The following is a 12,477-nucleotide window of genomic DNA, read 5'->3' as shown; positions in this document are numbered from 1 at the left end:
CAGAGAATAGAATAAAACTACAGGCAGCAAGGATTTGCAGGACCAACGGGCGTCAGGTTGGCATGCGCCAAAGCCTTGACTCCTTTCCCGCACACACTTAATTGCACGCTGCTTAATTCTTGAGAACACAACGGAACCTGTGGGAGCAGAGCTTGCTCGCGAAGCTTTTGGCGGCCTCAAGGACGCCTTCGCCGGCAAGCCCTGCTCCTGCAGGGCCGTAATCAGGACGCCTTGACCTCAGCCAATGCCTGCTCGGCGGCTTCCTTCTCGGCCTCCTTGAGGTCCTCTTCGCTGATCATCTCGGCGATCACCCGCAGACGCTCCACCACCCGCGCATTGATGCTGCCTTCCGGGAACTGGCCATCGGCATCCGGCTCACCGGCCGGCTCGCCCACCAGCAGGCTCAGGGCCTCATCGGCCTGGCGCACGGCATACACGTGGAACTGCCCGGCCCGCACCGCCTGCAGTACGCGCTCATCGAGCATCAAGGTGGCAACGTTCGCATGGGGAATGATTGCCCCCTGCTCACCGGTCAGGCCACGGGCCTCGCAGAGCCGGAAGAAGCCTTCGATCTTCTCGTTGACCCCGCCCACCGCCTGCACTTCACCGAACTGGTTGATCGACCCGGTGATGGCAAAACACTGTTTGAGTGGGGTTTTCGACAAGGCCGAAATCAACGTGCAGGCTTCGCCCAAGGACGCGCTGTCGCCATCGACATAACCGTAGGACTGCTCCAGGGCAATGCTCGCGGAAATCGCCAGCGGGAATTCCTGGGCATAACGGCTGCCCAGGTAACCGGTGAGGATCATCACGCCCTTGGAGTGGATCGGCTGGCCGAGGTTGACCTCACGCTCGATGTCGACGATTCCGCTACCACCCGGATACACCGTGGCGGAAATCCGCGCCGGCACGCCGAAGGCCGAGTCACCGACTTCCAGCACCGTCAGCCCGTTGCACTTGCCCACGGCCGCGCCCGCGGTGTCGATCAGGATGATCCCCGCCAGCATATCGTCGAGGATCCGCGCCGAGACCCGCCCGGTGCGGGTGGCCTTGGCCTTGAGCGCCCGCTCGATGTGGCCGGCGTCGGTCATCTCGTCATTGGCCAGGTGGCGAATGAAATCCGCCTCGCTGACCAGTTGGAACAGATCGCCGATCCGCGCCGACAAACGCCCCTGGTGCTCGGCCAGACGCGCGCTGTAGGTCGCCAGGCGCGCCACCGCGTCAGCGGTCAGCGGGGCCATGCCCTCTTCCGAAGTGCGGGTCTTGAGCAACTGGGCGAACTGCTCCAGGCTCTCGTCGACCATGGGAATGTCTTCGTCGAAGTCCACCAGCACGCGGAACATCTCCTGGAAATCCGGATCCAGGTCCTGCAGCGTGTAGTACAACTGGCGGGCACCGATGATGATGACCTTGACCTGCAACGGAATCACCTGTGGCGTCAGCGTCACGGTGGCCAGGCGCCCCAGTTCACCGAGCGGCGACTCCATCTTCAACTTGCGCGACTGCAGGGCGCGCTTGAGCGCGTCCCAGACAAAGGGCTCGCTGAGCATCTTCTCGGCTTCGAGAATCAGGAAGCCGCCGTTGGCCCGATGCAAGGCACCCGGACGCAACTGCCGATAGGTGGTGTAGAGCGCGCCCTGATCGGTGCTGTATTCGATACGACCGAACAGGTTGTCGTAGGTCGGGTGCGGTTCGAACACCACCGGCGCACCGCCATTGAAGGGTTGCCCCACCACCAGGCTCGGCGCGTACTGTTCCTCAAGCAGCTTGCGGGCCACGGCATCGGTCTTGCTGTCGTCGACCAACTGCTCGACCACGGTTTTCAACAGGTAAACCTGCATGGCTTGCAGGTAACCGCAAACCGCCGCGTTCTCCGCGTATTTTTCCGACAACGGCGCCAGCAAAGGCTGCAGGGCCAGGGTGATGGTTTCTTCGTTCAACTGGCGCAGCTGATTGCTCGATTCGCGCTTCCATTGCGGCAGGCTGGCGAGCTCCTCGTTGAGGCGCTCCTCAAGATCCGCGATATCAGTATGGAAACGTTCACGCTCGGCTTCCGGCAACTGGGCGAATTCCGCCTCGTCCAGGGCCTTGCCTTCGCTCATGGGGGTAAAGGCGATATTGGTGCTGTCGCGATACAGCGCAACTTCCTTCTCCAGCGCCAGGCGCTCGATCACATCCAGGGCGCGGTCGTAACGCTGGTTGAAGGCGCGGTCGATGGCGCTCTTCTTCTGCTGGTAGGACGGGTGCTCGAACACCGCAGGAAAGGTCGCCAGCAGGTTGTCGATCAGGCCGTTGATATCGGCGATGAACGCGCCCGCCTCGCCCGCTGGCAGCTCCAGCGCCCGTGGCTCGCGAGGTTCGTCGAAATTATTGACATAGACCCAGTCGGACGGGGTCTGTAGGCGTTTTCCTTCAGCTTTCAGATAGCGTTTGACGAACGAAAAACGCCCGGTACCGGGTTCGCCCATGACAAACACGTTGTAACCGGGGCGTGGCATCGCCACGCCGAACTGCAAGGCTTCAACGGCACGTTCCTGGCCAAGCACACCGCGAAAAGGCTCCAGATCATTGGTGGTAGAGAAGCTGAACTGTTCAGCGGAAAAAGGACGGGTCAGCGCTTCAGGCGCTAGTCGCAAGCTGGCAGCAACAGAATCAGGCATCGGGCTTCCTTACATCAGGCGGGGCAGATGAAAGCATTCTGGCGCTCGCCATGCCTGACTGGCAAGGCGAGCGATGACTGAATCGCTACGGCGTGGCAAAAGTCCTCAGACAGGGACTACAAACTCTTTCCCGCATTCACATCAGGAAAAAACAATGGAACCCTTGGAACCTGCCTAAACTCCAACGTGCGAGGCTGGATTGATAACCAGCCTACTGGCCCTGAACCAGGCCAGATCCCCTCGTCATTGGCACGCACATAAAGAGAACAAAGCTATGAAACGGATTCTTCTGGGTACTCTCTTCACGGTTGTCTCCCTCAATGCCATGGCCCAGGCGCCAGGTGGGCCGGATTGCGGCTGGGGTAACATGCTATTCAAGGGCCAGCGCGGCACTCCCGCCCACATTCTGGCGTCCACCACCAACGGCACCTCCGGCAACGCCACCTTCGGCATGACCTCCGGCACCAATGGCTGCTCCACCCGTGACTCACTGACCTATGGCGGCCGCTCCTGGATCGCCATGAACGGCATGATGAACGAACTTTCCGAAGACATGGCCAAGGGCCAGGGCGAAGCCCTGACCACCTACGCCGTGGTCCTTGGCGTGGCCCCGGAAGACCGTGAGCATTTCGCGGCCGTCACCCACGAGCACTTCCAGCAGATCTTCAGCAAGGCTGACGTGACCGCCGACGATGTGCACACCAACACCCTCGCGGTCCTCAAAGGCGATCCGCGCCTGGCCAAGTACGCGACCCAGGCTTAAGCTCGACCCGCCCGCTCCTTTCGGAGCGGGTTTTTGTGTGCGTTGCCTCTTTTCGTCTGACAACAGTTGCCCACCATGCTCAAACGCCTTGCCTACCTGGCGCTCTGTGCCTGCGCCCCGCTGTACGCCGCACCGCACCTCGACACCCAGCGTTTGCAGCAGTTGGCCCATGACCCGTTCTGGATTTCCCTCGGCCATTACGAGACGGCCAAGCTCGGCGGCTGGCGCAGTTATGTCAGCGACAAAAAATATTTCCTCGCGGCCGACGGTGCCCATCACCCGGACGCGGAACTGCAAGCTACCCTCGACGCCCTCTATGCCCCGGCCAGCCTCGGCAACCAGCATCCCCAGTGTGTCTATCCGGCCCGCACGCGCTGGCTCAAGGCGCAACTGCAGCTGACCGACCTGCCCGCCCCCGATTGCACGGAATTCAACCAGTGGTTCAAGGATGTCGCGCCCCACAGCATGGTGATGATCTTCCCGGCGGCCTACCTGAACAGCCCGTCGTCGATGTTCGGCCACACTTTGCTGCGCATCGACCCGGCCGGTGTGCAGCGCGACCAGACCGCCCTGCTCAGCTACGCGATCAACTTCGGCGCCTATATCGAAGGTTCCGACAACAGCATCCTCTATGCCTGGAAAGGCCTGGCGGGGGGTTATCCGGGCCTGTTCGCCATGGTGCCCTACCAGGAAAAGCTCTCCGAATACCGCAGCCTGGAGAACCGCGACCTGTGGGAATACCGGCTGAACCTGACGCCCGAAGAGACCCAGCGCATGGTCGAGCATGTCTGGGAGTTGAAGCAGATCCAGTTCGACTACTTCTTCTTCGATGAAAACTGCTCCTACCGCCTGCTGGAACTGTTGCAGGTGGCGCGTCCGAGCCTGCACCTGACCGCACAGTTTCCGCTGACCGCGATTCCCACCGACACCGTCAAGGCGGTCAAGGACGCGGGACTGGTGGACAGGATCGACTACCGGCCATCCCGCGAGCGCGAACTGCTGGAGCGGGCCAAACCGCTGGATCCCGAGGAACAGCAGTGGGTGCTGAAAGTCAGTGCCGACGCGCAGCAACTGCAATCGGCCGGCTTCAAGCAATTGGCCAAGGCTCGCCAGGCGCTGATCATCGACGCCGCCTATAGACTCGAACGCTACCGGGCCAATGGCCAGGAACGTGATCCGGTACAAGCCCAGCGCAGCTTCGAGCTGCTGCGGGCGATCAACCAGAACCCGCCGCCGGAGCTGCAGATCGAGCGTCCGGGCCTGCCGGAAAACGGCCATGAGTCCCGCACCTGGCAGGCTGGGGTCGGCACCCGGGGCAGCCGGACATTCGGCGAATATGGCTTGCGCATGGCCTATCACGACCTCAACGACAATGCCGAGAGTTTTCCCCTCGGCGCACAGATAGAAATCCTGCAGATGAAACTGCGCCAGTACGAAGGCAATCACTGGCAGTTGCAGCAACTGGACCTGGCGACCATTCGCTCGCTGACGCCGCGCAATGCGCTGTTGCAGCCGTGGTCGTGGCAAGTCACCGGCGGCCTGGAACGGGTGCCGGGGCGGCATGACGACCAGACCCTGGTCAGCCATGTGAACGGCGGCGCGGGCGGCACCTGGCAGTTGGGCGACGATGTGCTGGGGTTTGCCCTGGGCACTGTGAGGGTCGAACACAACGCGGACTTCGCGGCGGTTGTTTCGCCGGCGGCGGGGTTCGACACCGGCCTGTTGTGGAAAAACCCGCTGGGCAACCTGAGCCTGGAGGCCAAGGGCGACTACTTCATCAATGGCGAAGTGCGTCGCAGCCTGAGCCTCAACCAACAATGGGCGCTGTCGCGCAACCTGGGCCTGCGCTTAAGCGCCCAGCGCGAGTTCAGCAAGCTGGCCACGCCGGAGAACGAGGTGATGCTGGAGGTGAAGTGGTATCACTATTGAGCGGCGGCGGGAGCTATTCGCATTGAACGTTCGGTCGCCCGGACTGCACCGCCGGCAGGTCGGACTTGCGCTCCAGCAACTCGGCGTGCAAACGCAGGCAACGCTCATAATCGCGCCTGGCCATATTGTCGATGGTGATATTACCCACCTCCTCCGGCGCCATCCGCTCGCCGAAGCGGATATCCACCACCGGTGTCTCGGGCTTCAACTGAAACAGGCTGGGTGACTTCCCGTCAGACATCTCCACCTGAGTGGCCGCCGGCAACTGGTCCGGCGTCACACCGTAGCGGCCCAACAGGGAGCTCTCGGGCAATGGCTCACCCACGGCGAAACAGGCGGACAAGGTCAGGCCGACACCCACGCCATGGGTTTTGAAACAACTCATACACAACACTCGCTTTCTTTGACTGCACTCGCCCCACGCCTCCACGCGGGGCCGAAACACCTGACGCAGAGCGCCCGGCGTCGTATTACCCTACAATCCAAAAGAACGACCGGCGTCGTAAAAATTTACCACCCAGCCTCACAAACCGCTCATTGCGCCTGTTTCAGGCCTGAATCTGCGAACGTCGAGCTCTGCTCGGAAAGCCGACACGGTGCAGATCCAACCACCACAGGTCGCTTACGGATATACCGGCAAACCCAAACCCTGCGAGCATGGTCGGATACCCATGAACGGGAGATTGCCATGAGCCGCGCCTTCGTCAACGAAGACAGCGCCGCCGCCCAGGCCGAGCAGCCGGTGGAGCGCCAGGTCAGTACCCAGCCCAATTACGTCACCCCACAGGGCCTGGCGCAATTGCACGCCCGCGTGGCGGCGCTGCAAGCCGAATACAGCCAGCAAAGCGCCCTGGACGAGGCCGCCGACAAACAGCGCCAGGCCGATATCGAGCGCGACCTGCGTTACTTCAACCAACGCCTCTCCAGTGCCCAGCTCGCCACGCCGGCGACCTCCACCGAGGTGGTGCAGATCGGCAGTCGCGTGACCTTCGCCAATGAACAGGACGAAGAGCAGCAGGTGCAACTGGTCGGCGAGGACGAGGCGGATGCCGCTCGCGGTTTGATCAATTGGGGCTCGCCCCTGGGTCGGGCGTTGCTGGGTGCGCGCCTGGGGGATGAAGTGCTATGGAAACGACCGGCGGGGGATCAGTCGATCGAGATCGTGAGGATCGAACCGGCTTAGCGGCGCGCAATAAAAAAAAACGGAGCCCCGAGGGGCTCCGCTTTTCAACCACCGACCCGATCAGGCCAGTTTCTTGTGCCGTACACGGTGCGGCTGGGCCGCCGCATCGCCGAGGCGCTTCTTGCGATCGGCTTCGTACTCGGTGTAGTTGCCTTCGAAGAACACCGCCTGCGAATCGTCTTCATAGGCCAGGATGTGCGTCGCCACCCGGTCCAGGAACCACCGATCGTGGGAGATCACAATTGCCGCGCCCGGGAAGTCCAGCAGGGCTTCTTCCAGGGAACGCAGGGTTTCCACGTCGAGGTCGTTGGACGGTTCGTCGAGCAGCAGGACGTTGCCGCCCTCTTTCAAGGTCAGCGCCAGGTGCAGGCGACCCCGCTCACCACCGGACAGGTCCTTGACGAACTTCTGCTGGTCGCCACCCTTGAAGTTGAAGCGCCCCACATAAGTGCGCGATGGAATCTCGTAGTTGCCGATACGGATCTGGTCGGAACCGTCGGAAATCTGCTGGAACACCGTCTTGCTGCCGTCGAGGTCGTCGCGGCTCTGGTCCACACAAGCAAGCTGCACGGTTTCACCGATCTCGATGCTGCCCGAGTCCGGGGTCTCCTTGCCCATCAACATGCGGAACAGGGTCGACTTACCGGCACCGTTACCACCGATCACGCCGACAATCGCGCCCTTGGGCATGCTGAACGACAGGTTGTCGATCAGTACGCGGTCGCCATAACCCTTGCTGACGTTCTTGAATTCGATGACCTTGTCGCCCAGGCGCGGACCGGCCGGGATATAGATCTCGTTGGTCTCGCTGCGCTTCTGGAATTCCTGCGACTGCATTTCTTCGAAACGCTGCAGGCGGGCCTTGGATTTCGACTGGCGAGCCTTGGCGCCTTTGCGCACCCACTCCAGCTCTTCCTTCATGGCCTTTTCATGGGCCGACTGCTGCTTGGACTCAGCGGCCAGACGATCGGACTTGGCTTCCAGCCAGCCCGAGTAGTTGCCTTCGTACGGGATACCGGCGCCGCGGTCGAGTTCGAGAATCCAGCCGGCGACGTTGTCCAGGAAGTAACGGTCGTGGGTGATCGCAACCACGGTGCCCGGGAAGTCGTGCAGGAAGTGCTCCAGCCAGGCCACGGAATCGGCATCCAGGTGGTTGGTCGGTTCGTCGAGCAGCAGCATGTCCGGGGCCGAGAGCAGCAGGCGGCACAAGGCCACACGGCGCTTTTCACCGCCGGACAGGTGTTCGACCTTGGCGTCCCAGGCCGGCAGGCGCAGCGCATCGGCGGCGACTTCCAACTGGCGTTCCAAGTTGTGGCCGTCGCTGGCCTGCAGGATCGCCTCGAGCTTGGCCTGTTCGGCGGCCAGCTTGTCGAAATCGGCATCAGGATCGGCGTAGGCGGCGTAGACTTCATCCAGGCGGGCCTGGGCGTCCTTGATCACGCTGACCGCTTCCTCGACCACCTCACGGACCGTCTTGCTCGGATCGAGTTGCGGCTCCTGGGGCAGGTAGCCGATATTCAGCTCGGGCATCGGCCGGGCTTCACCGTCGAATTCGGTGTCGACACCCGCCATGATTTTCAGCAGAGTGGATTTACCCGAACCGTTCAAGCCGAGCACGCCGATCTTGGCGCCCGGGAAAAACGACAGGGAGATGTTTTTCAGGATTTCCCGCTTCGGCGGAACAACTTTGCTCAGCCGATGCATGGTGAAGACGTATTGAGCCATGGAGAACCTAGCGTCAGTGACAGATGAATAAGGGCGCGAGCGGTACCCGCAGTGAACAGGCCCCGTGTGCCAGCCAAGAGTTCAATCCATGGCCGCACCGGTCGATACCCTTGCATGGGGAGCGTGAATTGCTGGCGCGTAACCGGTAAAACTACCTGAATGCGGCAGACAGGGCAAACCGCTCGGTCGAACAGGACTGGCACTTTGCCACAACTCAAGGCATGCTAGCCGCCCTTCGGGCGTCCGGCTTATAGTGCATGTCGCGCCAATCCAGCCCAACCGCAGGATCACAGTTTGACCAACGCCAATCCGCCATCGTCCGCGCGCGCAGCCAACCCGGCCTCGACTCCACCGCTGCGCGGGACACTCAAAGGCATACTGGCCACGCTGGTGCTGTTCCTGCTCGTCCTGCTGTTTTGGCAACTGATCGATCAATTCCAGCAAACCCGCCAACTGCAACGCCAGAACAGCATCGACTCGAGCGCCGACCTGGCCCAGCGCGTCAGCCTGAACATGGCGCTCAATGCGCAGATCGCCCTCAATCTACTACCGATCGTCGACAAACCCAACAACCGCGAAGAACTCCTGGCCTTGCTCGACCGGGTACGGGTGTCGATGCCGGACCTGCAAAGCATCGCCCTGCTCGACGCCAAGGGCGCCCTGATCAGCGACAGCGCCACCGACAGCCATGACGCCGCCTTCCTCGTCGAACAGGTCAAGCACAGCAACCGCAAGCAGACCTACTACTTCACCAATGACGATCACGGCTCGGCCGTTCACCTGTTGTTGCAGCAGGCCAGCGGCGAGAGCAACGGCTATTGGGTCCTGCGCCTGTCACCCCGGCTGTTCCAGGACCTCACCCGCCCGGGCAATCAGGAATCGGGGGCCAGTTGGCTGATCGAAAACCGCAACAATCACCTGGTGATCAGCCGGGACGACGACATCGCCCCCACGCCGGTGCCGCTGAGCACCGACGAAGAGGCCAACAGCGTGCTGATCACGCCGCTGTCCAACAGCGACTGGCAACTGCGCGGCCTGTTCGACCCGCGCAAGGTGATCGAGGACCTGCTGCCGGCCCTGATCGGCAAATGCCTGCTGGGGCTGGGGTTGTCGCTGCTGCCGGTGCTGGCGTTGCTCAACATGCGGCGGCGCCAGTTGCAGGTCACTGAAGGACGCCGGCGCTACCAGGATATTTTCGAGGGTACCGGCGTTGCCTTGTGCGTCCTCGACCTTTCCGGGCTGCCGGTTTTCCTCGAACAGCATCGCCTGCTGGACAGCGAGTCGCTCAAGCACTGGATCGCCCACGACCCCGAGCACCGCCGGCTGTTGATGCAGGAGTTGCGGATCACCGAGGTCAACCTGGTGGCCCTGCGCCTGCTCAATGTCGATTCCCGTGAAAGCGCCTGGCAATGCCTGATCGACGGCTGCCCGAGCAATGCCGCCGGTATCGGCTACTCGCTGGTCGAAGCGCTGCTCAACCGCCAGAACCAGCTGGAACTGGAGATCAAGCTGAGCGCCGGCCAAGGCCAGGACCAGCACCTGTGGCTGGTCATGCGCCTGCCGGAGGACGCCAGCGACTATTCCTCGGTGATCCTCAGCATCACCGATATCACCAGCCGCAAGCTGATCGAACTGTCGTTGCTGGAACGCGAGGGTTTCTGGTCGGATGTGGTGCGTACCGTGCCGGATCACCTGTATGTGCAGGATGTGATCAGCCAGCGGATGATCTTCAGCAACCATCACCTGGGCCAGACCCTCGGCTACAACAAGACCGAGCTGCACCAGATGGGCGAATACTTCTGGGAAATCCTCCTGCACCCCGAAGACGCCGAGCACTATCATCGCCTGCGCCAGCAGCAGCGCCATGCCGGTTACAGCCAGTTGCTCCAGTGCCAGCTGCGTTTCCGCCATCGCAACGAGCATTGGCGGCACTTCGAGGTCCGCGAGCAGGCCCTGGCCCGGGACAAGTACGACCAGGTCACGCGCATCATCGGCGTGGCCAAGGACGTCACCGACCAGATCGAGGCCAGCGAGTCCCTGCGCGACAGCGAGAAGCGCTACCGGATGCTCGCCGAAAGCATCAGCGACGTGATTTTCTCCACCGACAGCCGACTGAGCCTGAACTACGTCAGCCCGTCGGTCCAGGCGGTGCTCGGCTATGAAGTCGACTGGGTGTTCCAGCATGGCTGGCAGTCGACCATTGCCAACCCGCAGCAACTCAATGGCATCTACCTGTTGATGGAGCGGGTCAGCAAGGCCCTGGACAAACCCGAGGAACTGACCGAACTGCGCGAACAAGTGCAGACCCAGTTGTTCCTGTTCGACTGCCTGAAAGCCGACGGCCGCAAGATTCCCATCGAATTGCGCCTGGTGCTGGTGTGGGACGAACACGGCGCCTTCGAGGGCATCCTCGGCGTCGGCCGCGACATCAGCCAGCAACGCCGGGCGGAAAAAGACCTGCGCATGGCCGCGACGGTTTTCGAGCACTCGACCTCGGCGATCCTGATCACCGACCCGGCCGGCTACATTGTCCAGGCCAACGAAGCGTTCAGCCGGGTCAGCGGTTACGCCGTGGCCGACGTGCTGGACCAGTTGCCCAGCCTGCTCACCGTCGACGACCAGCAGGAAGCCCACCTGCGTTATGTACTCAAGCAACTGGAGCAGCACAACACCTGGGAAGGCGAAGTCTGGCTCAAACGCCGTAACGGCGAGCACTACCCGGCCTGGGTCGGCATCACCGCGGTACTCGACGATGAAGGCGACCTGGCCAGCTACGTGTGTTTCTTCACCGATATCAGCGAGCGCAAGGCCAGCGAACAACGGATTCACCGCCTGGCCTACTACGACGCCCTGACCCACCTGCCCAACCGCACGCTGTTCCAGGACCGCCTGCACACCGCGCTGCAGCAGGCCGAGCGGCAGAAGTCCTGGGTAGTGCTGATGTTCCTCGACCTGGACCGTTTCAAGCCGATCAACGACTCCCTGGGCCACGCCGCCGGCGACCGCATGCTCAAGGAAATGGCCACCCGCCTGCTGGCCTGCGTGGCCGACGACGACACCGTGGCGCGCATGGGCGGCGACGAGTTCACCCTCCTGCTGCAACCGCGGGCCACTCGGGAAATGGCCTTGAACCGGGCCATCAATGTCGCCGAGCAGATTCTCACCAGCCTGGTGACGCCGTTCGTGCTCGAAGGCCGTGAGTTCTTCGTCACCGCCAGTATCGGTATCGCCCTGAGCCCGCAGGATGGCAGCGAGCTCAGCCAGTTGATGAAAAACGCCGACACCGCGATGTACCACGCCAAGGAACGCGGCAAGAACAACTTCCAGTTCTACCAGGCCGATATGAACGCCAGCGCCCTGGAACGCCTGGAGCTGGAAAGCGACCTGCGCCACGCCCTGGAGCAGAACGAATTCGTGCTGTATTACCAGCCGCAGTTCAGCGGCGACGGCAAGCGCCTGACCGGTGCCGAAGCCCTGCTGCGCTGGCGCCACCCACGGCGTGGCCTGGTGCCACCAGGGGATTTCATTCCGGTACTGGAAGAGCTGGGGCTGGTGGTGGATGTCGGTGACTGGGTCCTGACCGAAGCCTGCCGCCAGCTCAAGGCCTGGCACCTGGCCAAGGTGCGGGTGCCCAAGGTCTCGGTGAACATCTCGGCGCGGCAGTTCTCCGACGGCCAGTTGGGCAAGCGGATCGCCAATATTCTCAAGGAGACCGGTGTCTCGCCGGCCTGTCTGGAGCTGGAACTGACGGAAAGTATCCTGATGCGCGAAGTCAGCGAGGCCATGCTGATTCTCGCAGGGCTCAAGAACCTCGGGCTGAGCATCGCGGTGGACGACTTCGGCACCGGTTACTCGTCGCTGAACTACCTCAAGCAGTTCCCCATCGACGTGCTGAAGATCGACCGCACCTTCGTCGACGGCCTGCCGTCGGGCGAACAGGATGCGCAGATCGCCCGGGCGATCATCGCCATGGCCCACAGCCTGAACCTGGCGGTGATCGCCGAAGGCGTGGAAACCCACGAGCAGCTCGACTTCCTGCGCGAGCACGGCTGCGACGAAGTGCAGGGCTACCTGTTCGGCCGACCGATGGCGCCCAATCGCTTTGAAGCGCAGTTCAGCAATGATGCGCTGTTCATGTTCGATTGAGCGCCGCTTATCTGCGACATGATGCCCTTTCATATGCCAGATAAAAGCCATTGGGTTAGAATGCCTTCTTT

7 protein-coding genes are annotated in these 12,477 nt (G+C 62.3%); 4 read left to right on the top strand and 3 right to left on the bottom strand.

What is annotated here, in order from left to right:
* Positions 1–221: 221 nt before the first annotated feature.
* The gene (locus M5B42_RS26630) at positions 222–2,660 is read right to left on the bottom strand and encodes an ATP-binding protein (RefSeq protein WP_248747484.1); all 2,439 of its coding nucleotides are present in this window, start codon (positions 2,658–2,660) and stop codon (positions 222–224) included.
* A 274-nt stretch (positions 2,661–2,934) separates the two neighbouring features.
* On the opposite strand from M5B42_RS26630, the gene M5B42_RS26625 reads away from it, so the two are divergent.
* Positions 2,935–3,423 (top strand): DUF3015 domain-containing protein, encoded by a 489-nt coding sequence (locus M5B42_RS26625; protein ID WP_100941447.1) that lies wholly within the window; start codon positions 2,935–2,937, stop codon positions 3,421–3,423.
* 75 nt (positions 3,424–3,498) lie between these two features.
* Positions 3,499–5,352 carry a DUF4105 domain-containing protein gene (locus M5B42_RS26620; protein WP_248747483.1) on the top strand — a complete coding sequence of 618 codons (1,854 nt, stop codon included), beginning with the start codon at positions 3,499–3,501 and terminating at the stop codon, positions 5,350–5,352.
* 13 nt (positions 5,353–5,365) lie between these two features.
* Here M5B42_RS26620 and M5B42_RS26615 read toward each other — a convergent pair whose 3' ends face one another.
* Complete coding sequence (locus tag M5B42_RS26615) at positions 5,366–5,737, bottom strand: hypothetical protein (RefSeq protein ID WP_248747482.1); 372 nt, start codon at positions 5,735–5,737, stop codon at positions 5,366–5,368.
* Between the two features lie 303 nt (positions 5,738–6,040).
* Here M5B42_RS26615 and M5B42_RS26610 point away from each other — a divergent pair, with 303 nt between their 5' ends.
* Positions 6,041–6,535 (top strand): GreA/GreB family elongation factor, encoded by a 495-nt coding sequence (locus M5B42_RS26610; RefSeq protein WP_248747481.1) that lies wholly within the window; start codon positions 6,041–6,043, stop codon positions 6,533–6,535.
* A gap of 60 nt (positions 6,536–6,595) precedes the next feature.
* Here the strand turns inward: M5B42_RS26610 and ettA are convergent, their stop codons facing one another.
* Entirely contained in the window at positions 6,596–8,260 is a 1,665-nt protein-coding gene (gene ettA, locus M5B42_RS26605; protein ID WP_100941451.1) for an energy-dependent translational throttle protein EttA, read from the bottom strand.
* Positions 8,261–8,554: 294 nt separating this feature from the next.
* Here ettA and M5B42_RS26600 point away from each other — a divergent pair, with 294 nt between their 5' ends.
* Entirely contained in the window at positions 8,555–12,406 is a 3,852-nt protein-coding gene (locus M5B42_RS26600) for a bifunctional diguanylate cyclase/phosphodiesterase (RefSeq protein ID WP_248747480.1), read from the top strand.
* The last annotated feature ends 71 nt before the right edge of the window (positions 12,407–12,477 follow it).

It is taken from the genome of Pseudomonas sp. MWU12-2037, assembly GCF_023242345.1.
Taxonomy (GTDB): Bacteria; Pseudomonadota; Gammaproteobacteria; order Pseudomonadales; family Pseudomonadaceae; genus Aquipseudomonas; species Aquipseudomonas gingeri_D.
This window is presented reverse-complemented; position numbering and strand designations above follow the sequence as displayed.